The organism is Rahnella laticis, from assembly GCF_015644585.1.
GTDB classification, from domain to species: Bacteria; Pseudomonadota; Gammaproteobacteria; order Enterobacterales; family Enterobacteriaceae; genus Rahnella; species Rahnella laticis.
This window is the reverse complement of record NZ_JADOBI010000006.1, coordinates 88,442-114,391: the sequence shown is the minus strand read 5'-3', so window position 1 is coordinate 114,391 and position 25,950 is coordinate 88,442. Positions and strand designations below refer to the sequence as shown.

Genomic DNA, 25,950 nt, shown 5'->3' with positions numbered 1-25,950 from the left:
GTGAGAAAGGGAAAACGCGGGGAGTCAAAGCGGCCCGCCCCAAAAAGGTCAAAACGACTACGTGGCCAGATGCTGAAGATCAGGCCAATATCTCGAGCTGGAGAAGGTCGAGGTCTTTCTTTCTGACCACAAGGCTGGTGCGGCGGGTTTCGATTTGCACCGGATCACCCATCGGCGCGACGCGGATAATGTTGAAGAATGATCCCGGCAGCATGCCCAGTGAGAGCAGTTTCTGGCGGTAAGCCGGGCTAATCTCATGGGAAAAGCCGGTAATTTTATAAGCACATTTTGATTTAAGTTGCATAGTTTCCTCGCGAAGCGATCCGGTAAATGTGGAGACGGCGGCAGGAGAGTAAAGGTCCTGCAGTGCCGCGCTTCCTTGCCCGGTGTTCCCACTTAACTGCGATTATTGTGGCAAAAAGAATTGCTCAGAAATTGTCCCTGGTGCGAAATTGTCAGCCTGAAACTGACGGCGTAGCGAATACGCAAAGAAGTACAAACGAGAATAGTTATCATAATTAGTACGCGTGAGGAGACAAAAGAAAAGAGGTTGGCCTCTTCACGGGTATCTCCACCGCGAGGCTATGCTATGCCTGTGGGGCAGCTGTTTTATTGATTTACCTCAGTGATTGATTCATTAGGACAGAGTTTAAAAAGTGTCGAAAAAAAATACATAAAAAAAGCCGCTGGTTATCAGCGGCTTTCGTTTGAAAGGTGAAAAGGGAAAAATTAGCGTTTTTTACCCATCGCGGCGGCCAGTGCATCGGCCATCGCATTATTCCCGGCCGGAGCGGAATTACGTCCCGCCGGTTTATTTGCCGCAGGACGTTTTTGCGCATCACGGTTATTGCCTGCCGCCGGTGCAGAGGAGCGCCGTGCAGGGGCTTCACCCGGTTGTTCGTCCAGACGCATGGTCAGGGCGATACGTTTACGCTGTAAATCAACTTCCATCACTTTGACTTTAACGATATCGCCGGCTTTCACCACGGTGTGCGGATCTTCGACGAATTTGTTCGCCAGTGAAGAAATGTGTACCAGTCCGTCCTGATGAACGCCGATATCCACGAACGCACCGAAGTTGGTGACGTTAGTGACCGAACCTTCGAGGATCATGCCCGGCATCAGGTCATTCATGGTTTCCACGCCATCGGCAAAGGTCGCGGTTTTGAACTCAGGACGCGGATCGTGCCCCGGTTTTTCCAGCTCTTTGATGATGTCGGTAACGGTCGGCACACCGAATTTGTCGTCGGTGAATTCGCTGGCTTTCAGGCCGCGCAGCGCGTTGGAATCGCCCATCAGCTCTTTCAGCGCCAGCTGTGTGGCGGCCAGAATGCGTTCGACGACCGGATAGGTTTCCGGGTGAACCGTTGAGGCATCGAGCGGGTTATCGCCATGGTTGATGCGCAGGAAGCCCGCGCACTGTTCGAAGGCTTTTGGCCCCAGACGGCTCACTTTTAGCAGCTGTTCGCGGTTGCGGAACTGCCCGTTTTCGTCTCGCCAGTTCACGATATTCTGCGCCATCATGCGGGTCAGGCCTGCAACGCGGGTCAGCAGCGGAACCGATGCGGTGTTCAGATCCACACCCACGGCGTTCACGCAGTCTTCGACCACGGCATCGAGTTTTTTCGCCAGTAAGCTCTGACTGACGTCGTGCTGGTACTGACCGACACCGATGGATTTCGGATCGATTTTCACCAGCTCGGCCAGCGGATCCTGCAAACGACGGGCAATGGAGACCGCACCGCGAATCGATACGTCCAGATCCGGGAATTCCAGCGCGGCCAGTTCGGAAGCGGAATAGACGGACGCGCCTGCCTCACTGACGATCACTTTCTGCGCAATCACTTTCGGGAATTGTTTTTGCAGATCAAGGAAGAAACGTTCGGTCTCGCGGGAAGCGGTACCGTTGCCGATCGCCACCAGCTCAACGTTATGTTTGATGCACAGCGCGGCAACCTGCTGCGCCGCTTTCGCCGCCTGACCGGTGTGGGGATAAACCGTATCGATATCCACCAGTTTGCCAGTGTTATCCACAACGGCGACTTTTACGCCGGTACGCAGACCCGGATCGAGGCCCATGGTAGCGCGCATTCCGGCCGGTGCGGCCATCAGCAAATCATGCATGTTGCGGGCGAAAACGTTAATCGCTTCGTCTTCAGCGCGTTCACGCACGGTGCCCATCAGCTCGGTTTCGAGATGCAGCAGTACTTTGATGCGCCACGTCCAGTTCACCACCGCGCGACGCCAGACGTCGGCAGGAGCGTTGTTCAGACGCAGGCCCAGATGATCGATAATCAGCTGTTCGGCGTAGCTTTCTTTTGGCGGTTCATCGTGTTGCGGATCGGCATTCAGCGCCAGTTGCAGCACGCCTTCGTTGCGGCCGCGGAACATCGCCAGCGCGCGGTGCGAAGGCACCTGAGAAATGGGTTCATGGTGATCGAAATAATCGCGGAATTTCGCGCCTTCCTGCTCTTTGCCATCGACCATACGGGAAGTCAGATGCGCATTTTTCCACAGGTAATCACGGACTTTCGCCAGCAGAGACGCATCTTCGGCAAAGCGTTCCATCAGAATGTAGCGTGCGCCATCGAGCGCGGCTTTGGTATCGGCGACGCCTTTTTCGGCATCGACAAATTTAGCGGCAGTGGTTTCCGGCTCGTTCTGCGGTTCATTCCACAGCAGATCGGCCAGCGGCTCAAGGCCTGCTTCAATCGCTATCTGCCCGCGCGTACGGCGTTTGGGTTTAAACGGCAGATAAAGGTCTTCCAGCTCAGTTTTGCTCAGCGTGGTGCTAATTGCTTTAGCCAGATCGTCGCTCAGTTTGCCCTGTTCTTCGATAGATTTGAGAATGGTCTGGCGGCGGTCTTCCAGCTCACGCAGATACCCCAGACGTGTGTCTAACTGACGCAACTGGGTATCATCCAACCCACCGGTGACTTCCTTACGATACCGCGCAATAAAGGGCACGGTATTACCTTCATCCAGCAGACGCACCACGGAAGCAACCTGCTCCGGGCGAACCTGCAATTCACTTGCGATAATGCGGCTCAGTTGATCATTCATAGGTCTGGTATCAGTTTTTCGTTAGTGAGTGACGTAAATACAGGGCACCGTTATACGATTTGAAGGCTGAAAATGCCAGCCGTCGGGACGATGTGCCTCACGTTTTGGGCGTTATCTGATTATTTGCCGTAGTCGATTTCATTGACGTACCAGGTCGCATCGCCGACCGGCGTGGTGACCACCAGACTGTCGCCGACTTCCTTTTTCAGCAGCGCGCGCGCCATCGGGGAGTCGATAGAAATGTAGTCTTTACGGCCAAAGATTTCGTCATAACCGACGATGCGAAAGCGCTTGATATCGCCGTCGTCATTTTCCACTTCCACCCACGCGCCGAAGAACACTTTGCCGTCCTGCTGCGGTGAATAATCGACAATGCGCAGTTGTTCCAGGCATTTGGTCAGATAGCGGATGCGGCGGTCGATTTCGCGCAGACGTTTTTTGTTGTACTGATAATCGGCATTTTCACTGCGGTCACCCAGACTGGCGGCCCAGGTCACCTTTTTGGTAACTTCCGGACGCTCTTCTCGCCACAGAAAATCCAGCTCAGTTTTGAGCTTGTCGTAGCCTTCGCGGGTAATCAGTTTGGTCTTCATGTTACCTGTCGCCTTCCACACAGTTATCTTCCAAAATCCTTCGCCATTGTTTCACACAATTGCGCCGCTGACAGTGCAGAAATTGGTCGAAAAAACTGTCGGGCTGCTACGCTTTATATGATGGCTTTTTAGTCGGATAGTTATTATCCTTCGCCGCGCTTCTTGCGAATTTTATATTCCGTAACACATTTCGCAATATTCTGAATTTCAAAATATTTTTCTTAAATATCACTTCAGATTATGGGTCATAGGGATTAGGGGTACAGCTACAAATGGATTTACTCAGATTCTTACTTCGTTTGCCTTTTACATTGATAAAAGGCGTCCTTCGCGCGCTGGCTTTTATTTCAGGTCTGCTCGGGCGCGTCATTAAACCTGTTGTCGGCAATATCGACTGGCGTGCGCCGGTCTGGTGGACGGCAATGTCCGGCTGGCTGAAGCGCGGATTTACGCACATGGAAAGCGGCGTCGATAGACACCCGAAAGCCATCAGTCTGGCTATTCTGGTGTTGCTGTGCGCGGCAGGTGCGGGCGTTTACGGCTGGCACTGGTGGTTAAACCGTCCGCAGCCGATCGAACCGGCACCGATGGTGTATCAGGAAACCAGCGTGCGGGTCAGTAACCCGGAAGTGATTAATTATGCCGCGCAAAAAATTGCGCCTCAGCAGGCCATTTTTAATTTTAGAAATTCAGCTGCGCCGCTGACGGATGTCGGCAAAATCGTCGAAAAAGGCATCTCGCTGAAACCGGCAACCGAAGGTGAATGGAAATGGATCAGCGGTTTTACGCTGGTCTTCACGCCAAAAAATCCGCTGCCGATGGGCACAAAATACGAAGTGAGTTTTACGCCTGACGTACTGCTCGCGCCGCAAATCAAACTGGCGACCACGCGTTATGAATTCACAGCGCCGGCCTTCGACTATCAGTCCGGGACCGCCGAGTATTATCAGGACCCGCAGGATCCGCAAAAACGCAGCGCGATTTTCAACGTCAAATTCAATGCGCCGGTGGATGTGGCCAGTTTTGAGAAACAAATCTCTCTGGGCCTGAGCGAAGGGAAAGCCAAAACGGAATCCAAACTCAATTATTCCGTGGTCTACGACCAGAAAAAACTCAACGCCTGGGTGCATTCCGAACCGCTGAAATCGCTCGATCACGGCGGTTCTGTTCATATGACGATAGGCGAGGGCGTGAAGGCGTCGGTGGCATCAAACGCAACCACGCAGGCGCGTAACGTCTGGGTTTCCGTGCCAACGCTTTACAGCCTGGCCGTGAGTGACGCCAGCGCGCAGGTGGTCGATACCGACGGCGCGAAAGGTCAGCGTGCGCTGATCATCGGGTTCAGCGATGCGGTGAAAGATAAAGATATCCGCCGCGCGGTAAAAGTCTGGTTGTTACCGCAGCACGATCCGAACGATTCAGACGCCGCTGCCGGCCCGGATGATTACGCCAGCTGGAATGTGGACAGTGTCGAAAATAACGTGCTGGCGCAATCCACCCCGCTGAATATTCAGCTGAACGAAGCCGAAAGCGACTATCAGCCGCAGTTCAGTTTCCGCTTCGATGCGCCCGCGCACCGCGCCATGCTGGTGGAAATCGACAATGTGCTGACATCTTCCGGCGGCTATAAAATGCCGGAAAAAGTCTACCGCATTGTTGAAGTTCCGGATTATCCAAAGTCTCTGCAATTTATGTCGCAGGGTTCGCTGCTGTCGGTGAACGGTGACAAACAAATCAGTGTGGCCGCGCGTAACGTGCCGGGAATGCGTCTGGACATCAAACGCGTTATCCCAAGCCAGCTGCAACACATCGTGTCATTTAAAAGCCGTGAATATTCGTCGGCGGAATTTAACCGTCTGAATGACGAGTATTTTACCGAACATTTCAAATACCAGACGGCGGTGAATAACGACAAACCGGGTGAAGTGAATTATCAGGGCGTCGATCTTTCCCGTTATCTGTCCACCGATCCGAGTTCGCATCGCGGCGTATTCCTGCTGACGCTGTCGGAATGGGATCCGAAGAAGAAAGAAGAAAAACCGGCGACCGATGACGACGGTTATCAGTATCAGGATGACGATCAGAGCGGAGACGAAGCGCCGGTCGGCGATTCCCGCTTTGTGGTGGTCACCGATCTGGGGATTATTGCCAAGCGTTCGCAGGATAAAACCCGCGACGTATTTGTTCAGTCGATTCACAGCGGTACGCCGGTCAGCAACGCCAAAGTGTCGGTTATCGCGAAAAACGGCGTCACGCTGCTGACGCAAACCACCGGCGCTGACGGGCATGTGCGTTTCCCGGCGCTGGATGTTTACACCAGCGAGCGGCAACCGGTGATGTTCCTGGTCGAAAAAGAGGGTGATGTTTCGTTCCTGCCTGCCGACCGGAATAACGACCGCGGCCTCGACTTCTCGCGGTTCGACGTGGATGGCGAAGAAACCCCGAACGACCCGCGCACGCTGAGCAGCTATCTGTTCTCCGATCGCGGCGTTTATCGTCCGGGCGACACTTTCAATATCGGTCTGATCACCCGCGCCGCCGACTGGAGTATGGGCCTGGCCGGTGTTCCGGTGCGCGCTGAAATTCATGACCCGCGCGATAAGCTGATGAGCACAGTTCCGCTGACGCTCGGTGCCAGCGGTTTCAACGAGCTGAGTTATACCACCGACGACAATTCACCGACCGGCGAATGGAACGTTTATCTGTATCTGATCGGCAAAGACAACGAGTCTTCCGTGCTGCTGGGCCACACCTCAGTTAACGTGAAAGAGTTCGAGCCGGATCAGCTGAAAGTGAAACTGCAACTGACGCCGGAACGTAAGCAGGGCTGGGTGAAACCGACGGAATTGCAGGCCAATATCGACGTACAAAACCTGTTTGGTACGCCAGCGCAGGATCGCCGTGTGACGTCGAAACTGACGCTGCGCCCGATGTATCCGAGCTTCGACGCGTTCCCGGACTATGCGTTTTACGAGAATCGCCAGAACAGCGACGGGTTTGAAACCAATCTGGAAGACCGCACGACTGACGAAAAAGGCACGGCGAATATTCCGCTGGATCTGAAATCTTATGCCGATGCGACGTATCAGCTGCAACTGCTGTCAGAAGCCTTTGTGGCCGGTGGCGGGCGTTCAGTCTCTGCGACCGCGCGGGTTCTGGTTTCGCCGTACGATTATCTGATCGGCGTGAAACCGGACGGCGACTTGGGGTACATCAACCGCGGCGCGGTTCGTCATCTGAACGTGATTGCCGTTGATCCGACCCTGAAACAAATTGCCCTGCCTGCGCTGAAAGTGGCGCTGATTGAACAGAAATACATTTCGGTTCTGACTAAGCAGGATTCCGGCGTTTATAAATATCAGTCGAAAATGAAGGAAGTGCAGCTTTCGGAACAACCGCTTTCGCTCACCGCGCAGGGCAACGACCTGACGCTGGCGACCGACAAACCGGGGGATTTCGTGCTGGTAGTAGAAGACGCACAGGGCAAAGTGCTTAACCGCATTGCATACACCGTCGCAGGCAACGCCAACCTCAGCCGTTCGCTGGATCGCAACGCCGAGCTGAAGCTGAAACTCAATCAGGCGGAATATCAGCCGGGTGAGGAAATCGAGGTTTCCATCAACGCGCCTTATACCGGTAGCGGGCTGATCACCATCGAGAAAGACAAAGTTTACAGCTGGCAGTGGTTCCACACGGATACCACCAGTTCCGTGCAGAAAATCCGCGTGCCTGCCGGAATGGAAGGCAACGGTTACATCAACGTGCAGTTTGTGCGTGATGTGAATTCCAATGAAATCTTCATGAGCCCGCTGAGTTATGGCGTGATGCCGTTTAAAATCAGCACCAAAGCGCGCCAGAACTATTTGGAAGTGGATGCGCCGGAAGTCATCAAACCGGGTGAAAACCTGGCGATGACCGTCATGACCGATGGCCCGCAGCAGGTTGCGCTGTTTGCCGTGGACGAAGGTATTTTGCAGGTGGCGCGTTATCGCCTGAAAGATCCGCTGGAGTATTTCTTCCGCAAGCGCGAGCTGGGCGTGGAAAGTTCGCAAATTCTCGACCTGATCCTGCCGGAGTTCAGCAAGCTGATGCAACTGGCGGCAGCGCCGGGCGGTGACGGCGGTGAAGGGCTGGATCTGAACGTCAATCCGTTCAAACGCAAACGCGACAAACCGGTGGCGTACTGGTCGGGTATTACCGAAGTGAACGGCGAGAAGCAGTTTGATTATCAGGTGCCGGATTACTTCAACGGTAAAATCCGTGTGATGGCGATTTCCGTCACACCGGAAAAAATTGGCAAAGCGCAAACCTCGGCGACCGTGCGCGATAACTTCATCATGACGCCAAACGTGCCCGCAATGGTCGCGCCGGGCGATGAGTTTGATGTCAGCGTCGGCGTGAGCAATAACCTCGAAGGGCTGAACGGCAAGAGCGTGGCCATCGCCGTGCATCTGGCGGTGCCGCCGCAGCTGGAAGTGGTCGGTAAAGCGGATCAGAACCTGTCGCTGGCTGAAAAACGTGAAGGCGTGATTAATTTCCGCCTGCGCGCCAAAGCCGTGCCAGGCGATGCGCCGCTGGTCTTTGAAGCAACGTATGCCGATAAAACCAGCCGCCGCACCATCAGCACATCGGTTCGCCCGGCCATGCCATTCCGCACGCAGTCAGTGATGGGGCGCATGAGCGGCAGCAGCCAGACGGTCGATAATCTGCGTCAGATGTTTGATGCCTATGCGGTGCGCAAAGCTGCGGTTTCCAACTCACCGCTGGTGCTGACCAACGGGCTTTCACAGTATCTGGCGGATTATCCGTATTACTGTTCAGAGCAGATTGTCAGCCGTTCGATTCCGATGATCCTTGAAGGTCAGCATCCGGAAATGAAAGGTTCGCTGAGTCAGGCGGAGACCAGCAAAAAACTGAAAGACATGCTGGCGATCCTGCGTTCACGTCAGAACGACAGTGGCGCGATTGGCCTGTGGCGTTCATCGCCGCAAACCGATCCGTTCGTCACGCCTTACGTGGTGCAATATCTGCTGGAAGCCAAAGCCGCGGGCGTTGCGTTACCGGCCGGTATGCTCGATGAAGCCAATGCGGCACTGCGCGAGCTGGCGGCAAATCAGAGTGATGATTTGTACACACTGCGTCTGCGTGCCTGGGCGGTTTATCTGCTGACGCGTCAGGGCGAAATCACCACCAGTTCGCTGGCGTCGGTGCAGGACACGTTGCAACAACGCTATCCGGACACCTGGAAAACCGATCTCAGCGCGCTGTATCTGGCATCGTCCTACCGCATGCTGAAAATGGATGATGAAGCCAATACCCTGTTGCAGCCTACGTGGAAGCAGCTGAGTAAGGCGTATGACAAAGCCTGGTGGACGCAGAGTTACTTTGATCCTCTGGTTCAGGACGCGACGCGTTTGTATCTCATCACGCGCCACTTCCCGGAAAAAGTGTCAGCCATTCCGCCGCAGGTGCTGGAGAACATGGTCAGATCGCTGAAAGAGGAACGTTACACCACCTATTCTTCGGCAATGAGCATTCTGGCGCTGGAGAGTTATTCCGCACAGGTCGCGGCGCAGGCCACGGCACCGGACGCGCTGAAAATCACGCAGATCAGCAAAACCAAAAATGTTGAACCGCAGCTGATTTCCAGCGTTCAGGGGCTGTTTGCGAAAGCCAATTTCACCGCCGATGCGAAGGCATTGCGCGTGGAGAATGGTAACGACGCACCGGCGTGGTACGTGGTGACACAGGCCGGTTTTGACCTCGCCGCGCCGAAGAAAGCCATTTCGCGCGGGCTGGAAATTACCCGTGATTACACCGATGAACAGGGTAAACCGGTCACGCAAATTACGCTGGGGCAGAAAATTAACGTACACCTGAAAATCCGCGCCAATTCGAAAGAAGGGCAGGACAATCTGGCGATTGTCGATTTACTGCCGGGCGGATTTGAAGTGGTACAGCAAACGGCACCGGAACCGGAATCTGACAGCAGCGATGAAAACAGCGATGCAGAGGCTTCCGCATCCTGGCAGTCACCGCTGGCAGCCTCCGGCTCGACGTGGGCGCCGGATTACAGCGACATTCGCGAAGACCGCGTGGTGATTTACGGCAGCGCCAGCACCGATGTGCAGGAGTTTGTGTATCAGATCAAAGCCACCAACACCGGCAGTTTCATCATCCCGCCGGCGTATGGCGAAGCGATGTATGACCGCGAAGTTCAGGCGCTGTCCGTCAGTGATCAAAAACTGGTGGTCGTCCCGGCAGACGAAACGGCTGTTGTTAAAAAATAATAGACCGCAGACTACGCCCCGCTGTTTTGGCGGGGCGTAACTGACGCTGAGTAGCAAGATGAACACCTTTCCTCTTTTTTTCAAAACAGCCAAACGCCTTTTGCAAAATATCGCCATGGCGGGTTTTTTACTGGCGCTGCTGCTTCTGGCGTGCCGCCTTTGGCCGCATCCGCCGCTTTCTCAGGGGCAACCTTTTTCATCCGTTTATTATGACCGGCAGGGTACGCTGATGCGCATCACGCTGGCGAATGACGATCGTTATCGCGTGTGGACGCCGCTGGAACAGGTTTCGCCGCTGGCGGTAAAAGGCCTGCTGCTGCACGAAGATCGCTGGTTTTACATCAATCCGGGTTTTAATCCGTTCAGCCTGATGCGGGGTTTCTGGCGCAGTTATGTGGCGGGTGGAAAAATGCAGGGCGGTTCGACCATCACCATGCAACTGGCGCGGATGCACTGGCATCTCAATACCCGAACGCCGTCGGGCAAAATCATGCAGGTTTTACGCGCGATCCAGCTGGAACTGAGTTATTCCAAACACGATATCCTCGAAGCCTATCTGAACTACGCGCCTTATGGCCGCAACATTGAAAGCATCGGCGCGGCCAGCCTGATTTATTTCGATAAAGCCCCGAAAGACCTGACATTGCCGGAAGCGCTGACGCTGGCCGTTTTGCCGCAATCTCCCAGTTACCGCATCGACGCCAAAACCGGCGTGCTGGGGACGGCACTGACGCAGGCGCGTAACCGGCTGTTTAGCCGCTGGCAGGCTCATTACGCGACCGACAGCAGCCAGATTTCACTGTTCAAACTGCCGCTGGCGCTGCGTCAGCCGGAGCAGATGCCGTACATCGCCCCGCACTTTATCGAGCAGCTTCGCCAGCAAAATCAGCAGCTGGTTCAGACCGATAACCGCGTGGATACCACGCTGGACGCCGGTTTGCAGCGGTTGATCGAGCGGCAGGTCAACGCCTTTATCACCCGCAATGAAAGCCGCGGGATCCACAATGCCGCCGCTCTGCTGGTGGATACCCGCGACATGGGCGTGCGGGCGCTGGTGGGATCGGCGGATTATTACAACCGTGAAATTCAGGGGCAGGTGAACGGCACGAATGCCAAACGTTCGCCGGGCTCGGCGCTTAAACCTTTTATTTACGCGCTGGGCATGGAGCAAGGCGTGTTGCATCCGATGACCATCCTGAAAGATGTGCCTTCGGCGTTCGGGGCTTATGCGCCGGAGAACTTTGACCGCCGTTTTCTCGGACCGGTGACGGCGACCGACGCCCTGAACTTCAGCCGCAATATTCCGGCGGTTTACGTCGCGTCACAGCTGCGACAGCCGACGTTCTACCAGTTTCTGCGGTTGTCCGGCATCGCGGATATGTCGAGCGAAAACCACTATGGCCTCTCGCTGGTGCTGGGCGGCGGTGAAGTGACGATGCAGGAACTGGCAAAACTGTATGCGCTGCTGGCTAACCGCGGCGTGCTGCAACCGCTGCGGATGCAAAAGAGCGATCCGGCTGTCACGACGCCGGTCAGATTGCTCAGTGAGGAGGCCAGCTTTATGACGCTGGACATGCTGCGTCAGCACCGTCGCCCTGGTGATACGCTGGCTCAGCAACCTTCCTCGTTGCCGGTTTACTGGAAAACCGGCACCTCGTGGGGGTTCCGCGATGCCTGGAGCGTGGGGATTTTCGGGCCGTACGTTCTGGTGGTCTGGGAAGGTAATTTCGACAGCAAAGGCAATAACGTCTTTGTGGGCGCGGAAGCCGCTGCGCCGCTGTTCTTCAATATCATCGACAGCATAAACGCCAGCTATCCCGCTTTGCAGGAGCCCCGGCATTCGTTCCCGAAACAGTTAAAACGGGTCGACATCTGTCTCGCCAGCGGAGATTTACCGACGCCGTGGTGCCAGCAAAAAGGCAAAACCTGGTTTATTCCCGGAAAATCACCGATCAAGGTCGATACGGTTTATCGCCCGGTCAGGCTGGATAAGCTGACCGGTGAAGTCGCGTGCCCGCCTTATGAAGAAAACGAAACCCGCACGGAAGTGTTCGAGTTCTGGCCGTCAGATCTGGCCAATGTGTTCGCTCAGGCGGGGCTGCCAAAGCGTAAACCGCCGGTGAACCGCTGTAAAGATGAGGGCGTGGAGGTCAGCGGAAATCCGCCGCGCATTACGTCTCCGCTCAAAAATACGGTCTACACCCTGCGGCAATCGCAGCAAGGGCGCGACAGGATTTCGTTTAACGCGGTGACGGATGCGGACAGCAAAACGGTCTACTGGTTTGTCGATGATATTTACCTCGGCAGTTCCGCCAGTAAATCGGCCATCGACTGGCGGCCTATCAACAACGGGCAATATCGAATTCGCGCCGTCGATGATCATGGCCGCGCCGACAGCCGGTTAATCAGTATTGAGATTTTGAATTAGTTCATAGGGGGATTGCAGATGCATTCATTTGGTTACTCAGCGGCGACATACCGTAACAAACCAGTCTTAGGACGGAGAAGATTCCTCTGATATTGTTGATAAATTAGGAAATCCATAATCATTGTTACAATTTCGTCTAGAATATATACCATTAAATGCTGTCTGTTTTAGCCAGTATTTCTAACAATACAAGCTTCAGGCATTCACGCCTTTGGGAGAGTTACATGCAAGAAAATCACAAGATTCTGGTGGTCGATGACGACATGCGCCTGCGCGCACTTTTGGAGCGTTATCTGACTGAACAGGGCTTCCAGGTGCGTAGCGTTGCCAATGCTGAACAGATGGACCGTTTGCTGACCCGTGAGTCTTTCCACCTGATGGTTCTGGATTTGATGTTGCCTGGCGAAGATGGTTTGTCTATCTGCCGCCGCCTGCGCAGCCAGAGTAACCCGATGCCGATCATTATGGTCACGGCAAAAGGCGAAGAAGTTGACCGTATCGTGGGCCTCGAAATTGGTGCCGACGACTATATTCCTAAGCCGTTTAACCCGCGTGAATTGCTGGCCCGTATCCGTGCGGTGCTGCGTCGTCAGGCGAACGAACTGCCGGGCGCGCCTTCTCAGGAAGAGGCCGTGATTTCCTTCGGTAAGTTCAAGCTGAACCTCGGTACCCGCGAGATGTTCCGTGAAGATGAGCCTATGCCGCTGACCAGCGGTGAATTCGCCGTACTTAAAGCGCTTGTGAGCCATCCGCGTGAGCCGCTGTCCCGTGACAAGCTGATGAATCTGGCACGTGGTCGCGAATACAGTGCGATGGAGCGTTCTATCGATGTGCAGATTTCCCGTCTGCGTCGCATGGTAGAAGAAGATCCGGCGCATCCGCGTTATATCCAGACCGTCTGGGGCCTGGGCTACGTATTTGTGCCGGACGGCAGTAAGGCATGAGACGAATACGCTTTTCACCGCGTAGCTCGTTTGCCCGAACACTGTTATTAATCGTCACCTTGCTGTTCGTCAGCCTGGTGACGACCTATCTGGTGGTGCTGAACTTCGCCATTCTGCCAAGCTTGCAGCAGTTCAATAAAGTCCTGGCGTATGAAGTCCGTATGCTGATGACTGACCGGCTGCAACTGGAAGATGGCACGTTGCTGGCTGTGCCGCCTGCGTTTCGTCGCGAGATTTACCGCGAACTGGGCATTTCGCTTTACACCAACTCTGCGGCTGAGGAGAGCGGTCTGCGCTGGGCGCAGCACTACGAATTTCTCAGCCAGCAGATGGCGCAACAGCTTGGTGGCCCGACGGATGTGCGCGTTGAGGTCAACAAAAATACCCCGGTTGTGTGGCTGAAAACCTGGTTGTCGCCTGACATCTGGGTACGCGTTCCTCTTACCGAAATCCATCAGGGCGATTTCTCGCCGCTGTTCCGCTATACGCTGGCGATTATGTTGCTGGCCATTGGTGGCGCGTGGCTGTTTATCCGCATCCAGAACCGACCCCTTGTCGAACTGGAGCATGCGGCTTTGCAGGTCGGGAAAGGTATTATTCCGCCGCCATTGCGGGAATACGGTGCTTCCGAAGTGCGTTCCGTGACGCGTGCCTTTAACCAGATGGCTGCCGGTGTGAAGTTGCTGGCCGATGACCGTACGCTGCTGATGGCCGGTGTAAGCCATGACCTGCGTACGCCGCTGACGCGTATCCGCTTAGCGACAGAAATGATGAGTGATGGTGACGGTTATCTCGCCGAGTCGATAAATAAAGACATCGAAGAGTGCAACGCCATCATCGAACAGTTCATTGATTATCTGCGCACGGGGCAGGAGATGCCGACGGAGATCACCGATCTCAACGGTATTTTGGGTGAAGTAATTGCCACCGAAAGCGGCTACGAGCGTGAAATTGATTCCGATCTGGCCGACGGTGAATTGCTGGTGAATGCGCATCCGTTGTCCATCAAACGCGCCGTAGTGAATATGGTGGTGAACGCCGCCCGTTACGGTAATGGCTGGATCAAAGTCAGCAGCGGACGTGAACTGCAGCGCGCGTGGTTCCAGGTAGAAGATGATGGCCCGGGGATCGAGCCGGACCAGCTTAAACATCTGTTCCAGCCGTTCGTGCGTGGCGAAAGTGCCCGTACTACCAGTGGAACCGGCCTGGGGCTGGCGATTGTGCAGCGTATTATTGATGCACATTCCGGGACTCTGGATATCGGCCGCAGTGACCGCGGTGGATTGAGGATCAGGGCGTATCTACCATTATCGGTGGAGATGCTGCAGAAAGCTGCCGTAACCGTTACGGGTTCTTAAATTGGAAGAGTGAAGGTTTCGGTTTTTCACGTAAGGTGATCGCTTAACGCGCTGCGCCGAAACCGACAAGAGAGGGCCAGGACGGCCCCTCTCTTGACTCTCCCCGTTTTTTTACAACCCCGCTGTCGCTGGGTCGATGGACGTGTTCTGGTACTTCTGCTGGTGGCGCAAATTCTGGCACTTCGTGCTCCCTTCACTCGGTCTTCGAGCCTTGGGTCTCGAAGCCGCTCCGTTCAGCAGAATTTTGAGCGCGCCATATCACCATTTAAAAAACGGTCTGAGTAGAGCTTTCGAATTACATAGTCATTGGCCGCTTTCAGAAAGCTTGCCGAACGAAGCGTTTCGAGACCCATGGCTCGAAACCGAGTAAGGGGACCGCGCAGCGGCAAGATTTCGCGGCAATAGCTGGATTTTCTGAAACATAGCCCGCGAGCGACAGCGCGCATTGAAAAGACGCGAGAGATCCAAGAGAGGCCCGTCCTGGCCTCTTTTGGGCGGTTTCGGCGCTGTGAGTCAGGCGATCACCGTACGTGAGAAACCGAAATTTTCACCATACTGTAAAAGCTTCAGGTATAGCGTAAGCGTTACGAAACGCCTGCCCGCCTTTAACTCTTCCGACTCATCACATAATACTCCGCGGCTTCCTCCCGCCATCTTGGGGTCTCCGTCACATCCCACGGATTAACCAGCGTAATGCCGGTATGCGCAAACCTGTCACCGTGGTCTGTCGCCAGGCTGGCGTGATGTTGCAGGCAAATCGTTGCCAGTTGCGTCTCGCGTTCAGTCATCGCCACGTTCGCCTGTTTTGATAAAGCCGCTACGCGCGGGTAATGCAGCGCGCTGGCGGCGTCAAAGGACAACAGGCGGCCCTCAAAATCCTGATTCAGCATGCCGAGCAACGCGTCGGCGAGCCCGGTTTTCGGGGCATCTTCGGGTAAATTTTCCACCCAGAAAAAGAGTTCGGCGACCGTGAGGCTGGTCAGGTAAAGCTGAGCGGCGTCCTGCGCATCCAGCCACTGAAGAACGGCTTTCTGTGGTTTGGGGCTGATCATCTCAAGGATGATGGCGGTATTGAGAATAATCATTTGGGCGGCAGCTCCAGCGGTGGCGTATTCAGCGCAGCAAAACGCTGGCGGAGATGGCTGCCGAGGCCAAAATCAGGGGGCGTGCTGGTCAGTGCCTGCTTCAGAATTAAACGCGCCTCCTCTTCCATTGAATGGCCTTTTTTGGCGGCGGCGATGCGCAGCAATTCCTTCACTTCGTCGTCCAGATTGCGGACAGTCAGGGTAGCCATGTGAAATTCCTGTGAGAGCAGTGCAAGCATTGCTGTCATTCTGGAATGTGACCGAAAGGGATGCAATAAAAAAGGCGCGGAAGCCCGCGCCTGAGAAAGCAGAGATTATCGCTTAACGGTGCGGGCCTGCGCTCACCAGCGCTGCGCCTGCCGGAGTGTCCGTATATTTATCAAAGTTATCGATAAACAGCTGGGCCAGGTGTTCGGCTTTTTCCTGCCACTGCTCGCGGCTGCCGTAAGTATTACGCGGATCCAGAATATGGCTGTCGACGCCCGGCAGTTCGGTTGGCACTGCCAGATTGAACAATGGCAGCGTGAAGGTTTCGGCGTCGTCGATAGTCCCGTTCAGAATCGCATCGATGATGGCGCGGGTGTTTTTCAGGGAAATACGTTTGCCCGTACCATTCCAGCCGGTGTTGACCAGATAGGCCTGTGCGCCCGCTGCTTCCATGCGTTTTACCAGCACTTCGGAATATTGCGTCGGATGCAGCATCAGGAACGCAGCGCCAAAGCAGGCAGAAAACGTCGGCGTTGGTTCATTGACACCACGTTCGGTGCCCGCCAGTTTCGCCGTAAAGCCGGAGAGGAAATGGTATTGCGTCTGGGATGCGGTCAGCCGTGAAACGGGCGGTAATACGCCAAACGCATCAGCCGTCAGGAAAATGACTTTACTGGCGTGCCCGGCTTTCGATACCGGTTTCACAATGTTCTGAATGTGATAGAGCGGGTAGGAAACGCGGGTATTCTCGGTTTTGCTGTTGTCATCAAAATCGATTTTGCCGTCGGCGCTGACCACCACGTTTTCCAGAAGTGCATCGCGTTTGATAGCACCAAAAATTTCCGGTTCCGCTTCCTTGCTCAGTTTGATGGTTTTGGCGTAGCAGCCACCTTCGAAGTTGAAGACGCCGTCGTCGTCCCAGCCATGTTCGTCATCACCAATAAGTTTACGTTTTGGATCGGTGGATAACGTGGTTTTACCTGTGCCGGAAAGGCCAAAGAAGACGGCCACATCACCTTTTTCACCCACGTTGGCAGAGCAGTGCATCGACGCAATCCCCTGCAAAGGCAACAGGTAATTCATGACGGCAAACATGCCTTTCTTCATTTCGCCGCCGTACCAGGATCCGCCGATAAGCTGGATGCGTTCGGTCAGGTTGAAAGCGATGAAGTTTTCCGAGTTCAGGCCCTGTTTCTGCCAGTCAGGATTGGTGCATTTCGCGCCGTTCATCACGATAAAGTCAGGCTCGAAGCCTTCCAGTTCGCTGTCCGTTGGACGGATAAACATGTTTTTGACGAAATGCGCCTGCCAGGCCACTTCCGTAATGAAGCGGACTTTCAGGCGGGAGTTGGCGTTCGCGCCGCAGAATGCGTCGACGATAAACAGGCGTTTTCCTGAAAGCTGATGGCTGACCAGCGATTTCAGTGAAGCCCAGACTTCCTGAGAAAGCGGTTTATTATCGTTCTTTCCTTTGCCCTGATCGGCCCACCACAGCGTGTCGCGGGTGGTGTCATCGCGGACAATGTATTTATCTTTCGGCGAGCGGCCGGTAAAAATACCGGTATCGACATTCACTGCGCCCAGCTCTGTCACCTGCCCGCGTTCAAAGCCTTCCAGACCGGGCGCTGTCTCTTCTTTGAAAAGAAGTTCGTAATCAGGGTTATAGACGATTTCGCTGTTCTGATGGATCCCGTAACGGGCGAGTGTTTCGGCGGTGACCCCGATAGTGGTAGGCATTTCCCTGCTCCTTGGCCTGAATTTGAAACCCCAAAGCCTGACGCATTAGGGATAAACTAGTTGTAATTGTAGGTATTTATCGCTTTTGAACCGCGATAGAACTCAAAGAATAACGGGAGATGTGAATATTTTTCCATAATTGTGATGAAAAACTCGAAATATGTGCAACGTTGGTTATATATAAGCAATAAAAAAGGGACTTTTCGGTGAAAAGTCCCTCAGATCGCGTGGGTTAACAATCAATGAATATGATCATTTCCCGGATGAACGTCGCCGTCCGCTTTCAGGGTAGCCAGATCCATTGCGTCAAACTCGTAGTCTGAGCCGCAATAATCACAGTGCATTTCGATTTTCCCGTCAGCTTCCAGCATTTCCAGAATTTCTTCATCAGGCAGCGTCAGCAGGGCGCCGGCGCAGCGTTCGCGCGAGCAGGTGCAGCGGAAACAAACGTCCTGCGGCTCATACAGGGTGACTTCTTCCTGATGATAAAGACGATAAAGCACTTCGTTGGCCGGCAGGGTGAACAGCTCTTCTGCTTTGATCGTGGTAGTCAGCTGAGCAAGATGGCTGAATTCTTCCGGATCAGTATCTTCGGCTGGCAGCACCTGCAACAGCATGCCGCCTGCGGCTGGCTGGCCTTCAATTTCACCGGTACGGATGAAAATTCGGGTCGGCAGCTGTTCGGACTGCATGAAGTAGTTTTCCAGACACTCCGCCAGATTTTCGCCTTCCAGGCCGACGACGCCCTGATAGCGCTCGCCCACGCTTGGGGAAATGGTGATCACCATGTAGCCGTTGCCAATCATCTCTTTCAGCGAGCTGCCTTCAGCGATATCACCTTGCAGGCGCGCAATACCGCGGAGTTCCTGACGATTGTTCCCGTTGATCACCGCCAGTTTCAGCGGACCATCGCCTTGCAGCTGAACGGTAATGTCGCCGTCAAATTTCAGCGTGGCAGTCAGCAGGCTGGTAGCAACCAGCATCTCGCCCAGAAGATTACGGACTTCTGCCGGGTAATCGTGACCGGCAACGATCTGCTGGAAGGTTTCATTGAGCGCGACCAGTTCACCGCGAACGGCGTGGTTGTTGAACAGGTAACGGTGCAGTTGGTCATGATTGGACATAGTTTTCTCTCTCAGTGGCGATCACTCTTGATCGCCATATTTAAATTTGATCAGGTTGCGGCGTTCCTTTTTATCCGGACGTCTGTCCGGATGCGGCATCGCATTCATTTTCCGCGCTTCCGAGATTTTCTCCCGGCTGACGATGCTCGCGTCGGTTTCCTGATAAAGCGTCTGCGCTTCTTCCGCACTGCGGCGCTGAGTCGTCAGCCCCAGCACAATGATCGTTTTGGTGTCATTTCCCTGACGAAGGGTGATTTCGGCATTCAGTTCCATCAGCTTGCTGGGTTTTCCCCGCTGGCCGTTGTAATGCACTTTACCGCCGTCAATCATCTCGCGTGCCAGCGCGCGGGTCTTATAAAAACGAGCCGCCCAAAGCCATTTATCGAGACGTACTGCATTATCGTTTTCTTCCGTTTTGCCTTTCATTTTTCTCCCCTGAACGTGCCGGTATTACCTGGCCGGGCCTGCCACGGGGTCAATCGAAGGCAACAGGCTGCGGAAGTCATTAATCGAGGGATAATCCTGAAATGACTTGTCTGCCATGGTGGAATCCGGATTTTCTATACCCAGACAATAGCGGATACCGAAGGTTTTTGCCGCATTCAGGATAGGTTCGCCGTCGTCGACAAATAATGTTCTCTCAGGATTAAAACCGGTCTGCTGTTGCACCGCGGACCACAACCGCTGATCTTCCTTCGGATAACCAAATGTGTGGGTGGAAAGTAATAAATCAAGGTGCTGATCCAGACCGGTATGTTCAATTTTAACCGAAAGGCTGTGCGGATGCGCATTGGTCAGCAAAATGGTCTGGCGTCCGGATTGTCGCAAATGGGTCAGAAAAGGCACCGTATCGTCGCGTAAACGCGCATTTTTGCCGATGTTAGTGGTCATCTGGTAGATATCAAGATCTAACCGTTCGCTCCAGTAATCAAAGCAATACCAGTTCATGGTGTGCTGAACGGCGAGGTATTCGTCATGAATAATCTGGCGCGCATTCTCCAGCGGAATGGCGCGTTGCTGGCTGAGCGCCAGCGGCACATCCTGCAACCAGAACTGGCTGTCGAAAGCCAGATCCAGCAGCGTACCGTCCATATCAAGTAAAACGGTGTCGATGTTGTTCCAGTCAAAATCAGGGGGCATGACAACTCCATGTCCTGGCGCTGGATGCAAATCGGGCGGCGCAGGAACGAATGATGAAAAGCAGGGAAGGGCGTCAGGGTAACATAATCACTCACGGTGGCGCAGTGCCACCGTGTGTTTTTTAGCCGGGATTATGGACCGGCATCGGCATCAGCGTGGGGTGAAAGCAAGAGTTGTAATATTGCTGAATGTCGTCGATACGGCGTTTATCTTTCACGAAGCGGCGGACAAACAGCAGGGTATTCACCAGCAGGATCCCGATGAGCAGGAACAGCAGTAAACTGGTGCCCAGATAGCGCCATAGCGTCGAAATATCCGGCTCGCTGTGCAGTGAAATATGGCGGGTACCGTTGGCATCAATACTGATACTGGTAATCACGCCCTGCGCGCTGAACGGTGTATGCAGCAGCAGTGACGAGAGATGTTGCAGCTGTTTCCACTGATCCTGCGCCGGATTTCCGGACAATCCGGCTGGCGGCACCGGCATTTCAATAAGCTGATGTCCTTCATCATTGCTGATCAAAAAGCCTCCCGGCGGCGGGCTGTTCAGGCTGTCAGCGGCGCGGCGGGTTTCCTGAATGAAGAACGAAGACGTTGCGTTGTTAACCAGCTCACTCAGCGACTGCGCGCTGACCGGGCGCAGCAGGACATTAATCCCCTGCAAAGAACCAGCTTTCGCGCGTTTGACTAATGCGTTCCAGTTACTGGAGTTACCCAGATTGACCAGCGCATTTTTCAGACGCACACAGTCATTGCTCTTGCCGCATAGCGTTTCGGTTTTCAGAACGATATCCGCGAAATCATCGAGCAGGATCATGCCGGATTTTTCAATGGCGGTCGCCAGTTGCGGGTTGATGTTCTGCTCCGGGCTTTCCCCCGGATGCATCTGGTTATTGACCGTGGTCTGCAACGCGGTAGCGGCATCAATAATTTCGGACTGCGGAACCGGTAACGGCGTTGCGGTATTCCAGTAAATCCCTGAGCAGTCAAAAGGCATATAACCGGAGGCTGTCCGGCTGGCGGACGGCGGCACATAGCACATGCCGGTTCCCTGAACTTTCAGGGTATCGCCGACGCGCAATGCGGTTTTTTCCAGTTCCTGCACGCTGTTGACCTGAGAACTTTGTGCGCCCTGAAGCCACGCGACGCTGAGCTTTAAAGGCAATCCGAGCGGGACATAAACCAGTAAAACCAGCAGCAGGAGGAAAGCGCAGGTTGCCAGCACCAGATTTTTACCCCAAAGCTGGAGCGGGAATTTTTTCACTTCTTCATGCAACGACAGATAGCTTCCCTGACGGACAACCTGGCTGTTCATATACACTTCGACGTCGGTCGGTTGCCCTAAGTCACGGCCGATATAAGGCTGCCAGTGCGGCGGATAAATCAGATCGACTGCGCCCAGTGAAATATTACTGATATCGCCCTGCTTGGATTCACCAAACAGACCCCAGCGTTTAGGTAAACCGCGCAGGCAGTGGATTTCCTTGCGGTTTTTACCTAAACGTTCGGACACCAGCCGCCAGATGACCCATGCCACCAGACAGGCAGAAAGCGTCAATAACCAGGGCAGCAACATGACCGGGCTTTGCAGCGTGATAAATAACAGAAGAAGCGCGCCGGAGATAGCGAGCGCTTCTTTCACGCCGTTCGAACGGGTCAGCGCGTGCTCTTCCCGCGTTTCCCTGCGCACTTTCACCAGCTCGATATGTTCGCTTTCTTCATGACGAATCGAGGCATTTTGCGGCTGTGAGGGGATAACGGCAGAAACCGGCGCAGGGCCTTCGTAAACGTGATCGGCCAGCGTGTGACCGTTGAGTGAGATCACCAGCGGCATGGTTTGGGTTTTGATCAGCTCGACCTGATTTTCCTGGGCAATATACTGCTCCCAGAAAGGCGGAAGATGGATTTCAGTGGCGTCGAGAAAATAACGCCACTTGTTGGGATCTTCGCTGGCGACGCCATAGCGCGTGATCGCCCGCGTCAGGCTGTAGACGTTTTCACTTTTGGTGGTCAGCGTGAGTTTATCGCGCAGGATAATCAGATTGTTGCGATGAGTGATCGGCGTCTGGCCGAGCCCTTCATTCTGACGAAGATAGCGTTCGACGGCGTCACGCTCTTTCTGTGAAAGTTTCCGCTGGCTGGGTGTGGGGAATCGCACGACGGACTCGTCGCGTTGGCGACGACGCATTACAAGCCAAAAATAAGACCCTGTGGCAATGATTGCGATACACAACAAAACCAGTGTCACGACTACTGTGCTCATCCGATCCCCGTTCAGACGTGGGTGACTTACGTCAACTCTGTGAAAGTATTATACATAAACGAAATGCACATTCTGCGCGCGGCGGCCTTTTTGATAGGAATTTTATTATTATTTGCCTGAATGGTGTGCACAAAAACACCAATGTAAAGGATACCGGTAATTGTGAAGTTCAGGGTATCGGTATAATCCTATTTTGATGTGGGTGTGTTTTTGTTAAAGCAAAAGTGTGACACCGGTAAGTCAACGCGTCTTTTTTAAACCGGACAGGCGTACTTTTTAAACAAAAATTCTTGCTAAAGGGATCGGCGGCACGGATGTTATTCTGTAAATATTGCGATTCTGGCCCGCATTAACGCACAATGACTTCTGCAAGCGGCTTTTTAATCGTAAAACGAACCCATTAGAACGCCTCTGGTCAGGTGAATAATAAGCTGGGGATGAAATGACACAACACCTGCAAAAACCGAAAATCCTGAAGGTGGAAACCGTTGCCCGTTCGCGTTTGTTCACCATTGAATCCGTCGAACTGGCTTTCAGCAATGGCGCCGAGCGCGTCTATGAGCGCATGCGCCCTTCTGAACGCGAAGCGGTGATGATTATCCCGGTCATTGACGATGAGCTGGTGCTTATCCACGAATATGCCGTGGGGATCGAAAGTTACGAATTGGGATTTCCGAAAGGGCTCATTGATGCCGGTGAAGGCGTGCTTGAAGCGGCGAACCGCGAACTGATGGAAGAGGTGGGCTTTGGCGCGCGGCACTTTGATGTGCTGGCAAAACTGACCATGGCTCCGTCGTATTTCTCAAGCCGCATGAATATCGTCATCGCCAAAGATTTGTATCTGCAAAGCCTGGAAGGTGATGAGCCTGAACCTTTGCCGCAAACCCGCTGGCCGGTTTCGCGCATGATGGAACTGCTGCAACATCCTGATTTTTGCGAGGCACGTAACGTCAGTGCGCTATTCCTCGCGCATGATTTCCTGACGCGTAACGCACGCTAGACGGGAACCACATCCAAAAAAAAGCCGGTCGTGCATTATGCAGACCGGCTTTTTATTATCCGGCGGTTTGCACCGGACAACTTATTCTTTCACGCCATCAGAACAGTTCGTGTTCCTGACCATTATCCATAATGGTTGTCCCGACCTCATGAACCGCATGTTCAGTCGGCTGCGTTCCGTCGATGAAGTATTCCGGACGGCTGTTACCGCCGCCGTCGGACAACTTACCGGTGCTCTTATCGATGGTGACCGTGACAATGCCCGGAGGCGGCGTCTGCGGTTGTTCAGGTACGCCTTCCAGCACGGATTTCATGTAATCATCCCACGCTGGCTGGGCGCTCTTCGCACCACCTTCATAGCCTGAAATCTGATCCGGGATCGCACCAGAAGCCGTTGTGCGGCCTAAATCACGGCGATGATCGTCAAAACCAATCCAGACAGACGTTACTACTTCAGGGCCGCCGTATCCGGAGAACCAGGCATCTTTCGAGCTGTTGGTCGTACCGGTTTTGCCGCCAATATCATGACGTTTCAGGTCACGTCCTGCGCGCCAGCCTGTTCCCATCCAGCCCGGTTCCCCGAAGATGTTGGAGTTCAGGGCGTCGCTGATCAGGAATGACAACGGTGCGCTGATTACGTGTGGTGCGTATTGCTGCGCGGCATCAACCTGCGGCGAGTTCGGCGGAACCTGTTCCAGCTGCGGCGTGGGTACGCTGGCATTGTTGTTCGACGTAGACGTTGCCACGTTTTCAACATTGTCGTCCGACAGCACGGCAGATTTCTGCGTTTCGCCGTAAATCACCGGAATATTACAGGTGCGGCAGGCAATTTTCGGTTTCGCTTCAAACTGTACCTGACCGGATTCATCCACGATTTTGGTGATGAAATACGGATCAACCAGGAAGCCGCCGTTGGTCAGCGTCGCATAACCACGCACAACCTGGAGCGGGGTGAATGAAGCTGAGCCCAGCGCCAGTGATTCGGAGTGAACGATGTTCGCTGCCGGGAAGCCGAAACGTTGCAGATATTCTGCCGCGTAATCCACGCCCATCGCACGCATCGCACGCACCATCACCACGTTCTTGGATTCGCCCAGACCCTGACGTAAACGGATCGGGCCGTAATACGTAGGCGGTGAGTTTTTCGGACGCCAGTCCGTGCCCGCACCGGCATCCCAGCGGGTAATCGGCATGTCATTGAGGATAGTTGCCAGTGTCAGGCCCTTATCCATCGCGGCGGTATACAGGAACGGCTTGATGTTCGAACCGAGCTGACGCACCGCCTGATTAGCACGGTTAAATTTGCTCTGGTTGAAGTCAAAACCGCCGACCAGCGCTTCAATCGCACCGTCCGTTGAGTTCAGGGAAACAATGGCCGAGTTGACGTCAGGAACCTGCGCCAGCCACCAGACATCGCCCACTTTACGCACCCAAACCTGCTGGCCGGGCTGAACCACGTCGGCAACGCGTTTCGGCGTCGGGCCCTGCGCGGTGTCGCTGCGATAAGGACGCGCCCAGCGCATGCCGCTAAATGGCAGGCTGATCACGGCACGATTCGACATCGTGGCAGTGGCCTGAGCGTCATCCGTTGCCGTGATAACCGCCGGGAACAGCGGGCCATAAACCGGCAGCGTTTTCAGAGACTGAACAATCTTGTTCTCGTCCCACGCGGGCTCACCGACTTTCCACAACTGATTTGACGGGCCGCGGTAACCATGGCGCATGTCGTAGTTCATCACGTTGGTGCGCAAAGCTTCCTGCGCGGCCAGCTGCGTTTTTTTGGTGATGGTGGTGTAGACCATATAACCGTCGTTATAAGCGTTGTCGCCATAACGTTTCACCATCTCCTGACGAACCATTTCAGTCAGATACGGCGCGGAGAATTCAATGTGCGGAGCATGATAGTTCGCCACCAGCGGCTCTGCGCGTGCCTGATCGTACTGCGCCTGCGTAATGTATTTCTCATCAAGCATACGGGCCAGCACGGTATTGCGGCGGGCCAGAGAACGGTCATGGGAATAAAGCGGGTTGAAGGTTGACGGCGCTTTAGGCAGACCGGCAATCACCGCCATTTCACTGAGCGTCAGCTGATCGACGTTTTTACCGAAGTAAACCTGCGCTGCGGCACCGACGCCATAGGCGCGATAACCGAGGTAGATTTTGTTCAGATACAGCTCAAGGATTTCATCTTTGGACATCATCTGTTCGATACGGATGGCCAGAAAAGCTTCCTTGATTTTACGGGTCAGCGTGCGTTCAGGGCTGAGGAAGAAGTTACGGGCTAACTGCTGAGTAATCGTACTCGCGCCCTGTGAGGCGTGACCAGACACCAGCGCAACGGAAGCCGCACGGAAAATACCGATCGGGTCCACGCCGTGGTGTTCATAGAAACGACTGTCTTCTGTTGCGATAAACGCATGCACCATCTCCGGTGGGATCTGGTCAAGTTTCAGTGGGATACGGCGCTTTTCACCGTACTGGGCGATCAAATCACCTTCAGCACTGAAAACCTGCATCGGTGTTTGCAAGCGCACGTCTTTAAGCGTGGCGACGTCGGGAAGCTGAGGCTCGATATATTTATACAAACCGAAGATCGAGGCCGCTCCCAGCAAAATGCAACACACTGCAAGAATCAATAAATACTTTACGAACTTCACCTGAGATTTCCCATTAAGTGTCAATTGGGCAGTTTATAAACAACCGCGCGGTAGTATAAAGG

The 25,950-nt window shown here is 54.3% G+C and carries 16 protein-coding genes and 1 pseudogene; 6 read left to right on the top strand and 11 right to left on the bottom strand.

Annotation, left to right across the window (positions count from 1 at the left end; genetic code table 11):
* Positions 1-79: 79 nt before the first annotated feature.
* From feoA to greB, 3 genes are all read right to left on the bottom strand, one after another.
* Positions 80-304, bottom strand: coding sequence for a ferrous iron transporter A (gene feoA / locus IV433_RS14740; protein WP_195814764.1), 225 nt, complete (start codon positions 302-304; stop codon positions 80-82).
* A gap of 425 nt (positions 305-729) precedes the next feature.
* On the bottom strand, positions 730-3,063 hold the full coding sequence (locus tag IV433_RS14735) for a Tex family protein (protein WP_195814763.1): 2,334 nt from the start codon (positions 3,061-3,063) through the stop codon (positions 730-732).
* A gap of 119 nt (positions 3,064-3,182) precedes the next feature.
* Positions 3,183-3,656 carry a transcription elongation factor GreB gene (gene greB, locus IV433_RS14730; RefSeq protein WP_165060991.1) on the bottom strand — a complete coding sequence of 158 codons (474 nt, stop codon included), beginning with the start codon at positions 3,654-3,656 and terminating at the stop codon, positions 3,183-3,185.
* A gap of 272 nt (positions 3,657-3,928) precedes the next feature.
* Between greB and IV433_RS26475 the strand changes: the two are divergent.
* The 5 genes and pseudogenes from IV433_RS26475 to envZ all read left to right on the top strand — a co-directional run.
* Positions 3,929-8,513: pseudogene (locus IV433_RS26475) on the top strand (MG2 domain-containing protein); the annotation flags it as partial.
* Positions 8,504-9,946, top strand: a complete 1,443-nt coding sequence (locus IV433_RS26470; protein ID WP_452597698.1) for an alpha-2-macroglobulin family protein — start codon at positions 8,504-8,506, stop codon at positions 9,944-9,946. The pseudogene IV433_RS26475 and the gene IV433_RS26470, both read left to right, overlap by 10 nt.
* Before the next feature lie 58 nt (positions 9,947-10,004).
* On the top strand, positions 10,005-12,374 hold the full coding sequence (gene pbpC, locus IV433_RS14720; protein WP_195814761.1) for a penicillin-binding protein 1C: 2,370 nt from the start codon (positions 10,005-10,007) through the stop codon (positions 12,372-12,374).
* Positions 12,375-12,598: 224 nt separating this feature from the next.
* Positions 12,599-13,318 carry an osmolarity response regulator transcription factor OmpR gene (gene ompR / locus IV433_RS14715; RefSeq protein WP_009635740.1) on the top strand — a complete coding sequence of 240 codons (720 nt, stop codon included), beginning with the start codon at positions 12,599-12,601 and terminating at the stop codon, positions 13,316-13,318.
* Positions 13,315-14,676, top strand: coding sequence for a two-component system sensor histidine kinase EnvZ (gene envZ / locus IV433_RS14710; RefSeq protein WP_195814760.1), 1,362 nt, complete (start codon positions 13,315-13,317; stop codon positions 14,674-14,676). The genes ompR and envZ overlap by 4 nt, the downstream gene beginning before the upstream one ends.
* A 605-nt stretch (positions 14,677-15,281) precedes the next feature.
* Here the strand turns inward: envZ and IV433_RS14705 are convergent.
* The 7 genes from IV433_RS14705 to IV433_RS14675 form a co-directional block, all read right to left on the bottom strand.
* Positions 15,282-15,761: a PIN domain-containing protein gene (locus tag IV433_RS14705; protein ID WP_195814759.1), complete on the bottom strand. Its 480-nt coding sequence runs from the start codon at positions 15,759-15,761 to the stop codon at positions 15,282-15,284.
* Complete coding sequence (locus IV433_RS14700; RefSeq protein ID WP_195814758.1) at positions 15,758-15,970, bottom strand: FitA-like ribbon-helix-helix domain-containing protein; 213 nt, start codon at positions 15,968-15,970, stop codon at positions 15,758-15,760. The genes IV433_RS14705 and IV433_RS14700 overlap by 4 nt, the downstream gene beginning before the upstream one ends.
* A 112-nt stretch (positions 15,971-16,082) precedes the next feature.
* Positions 16,083-17,705: a phosphoenolpyruvate carboxykinase (ATP) gene (pckA, locus tag IV433_RS14695; RefSeq protein WP_195814757.1), complete on the bottom strand. Its 1,623-nt coding sequence runs from the start codon at positions 17,703-17,705 to the stop codon at positions 16,083-16,085.
* A 239-nt stretch (positions 17,706-17,944) separates the two neighbouring features.
* Positions 17,945-18,829 (bottom strand): Hsp33 family molecular chaperone HslO, encoded by an 885-nt coding sequence (gene hslO / locus IV433_RS14690; protein ID WP_152327523.1) that lies wholly within the window; start codon positions 18,827-18,829, stop codon positions 17,945-17,947.
* A gap of 21 nt (positions 18,830-18,850) precedes the next feature.
* Entirely contained in the window at positions 18,851-19,255 is a 405-nt protein-coding gene (gene hslR, locus IV433_RS14685; protein WP_195814756.1) for a ribosome-associated heat shock protein Hsp15, read from the bottom strand.
* A 24-nt stretch (positions 19,256-19,279) separates the two neighbouring features.
* Positions 19,280-19,969 carry a GMP/IMP nucleotidase gene (yrfG, locus tag IV433_RS14680; RefSeq protein ID WP_195814755.1) on the bottom strand — a complete coding sequence of 230 codons (690 nt, stop codon included), beginning with the start codon at positions 19,967-19,969 and terminating at the stop codon, positions 19,280-19,282.
* 121 nt (positions 19,970-20,090) lie between these two features.
* Positions 20,091-22,232, bottom strand: coding sequence for an intracellular growth attenuator family protein (locus tag IV433_RS14675; RefSeq protein WP_195814754.1), 2,142 nt, complete (start codon positions 22,230-22,232; stop codon positions 20,091-20,093).
* Between the two features lie 442 nt (positions 22,233-22,674).
* On the opposite strand from IV433_RS14675, the gene nudE reads away from it, so the two are divergent.
* The gene (nudE, locus tag IV433_RS14670) at positions 22,675-23,232 is read left to right on the top strand and encodes an ADP compounds hydrolase NudE (RefSeq protein WP_104923641.1); all 558 of its coding nucleotides are present in this window, start codon (positions 22,675-22,677) and stop codon (positions 23,230-23,232) included.
* 97 nt (positions 23,233-23,329) lie between these two features.
* Here nudE and mrcA read toward each other — a convergent pair whose 3' ends face one another.
* Positions 23,330-25,888 carry a peptidoglycan glycosyltransferase/peptidoglycan DD-transpeptidase MrcA gene (mrcA, locus tag IV433_RS14665; protein ID WP_195814753.1) on the bottom strand — a complete coding sequence of 853 codons (2,559 nt, stop codon included), beginning with the start codon at positions 25,886-25,888 and terminating at the stop codon, positions 23,330-23,332.
* Positions 25,889-25,950: the final 62 nt, after the last annotated feature.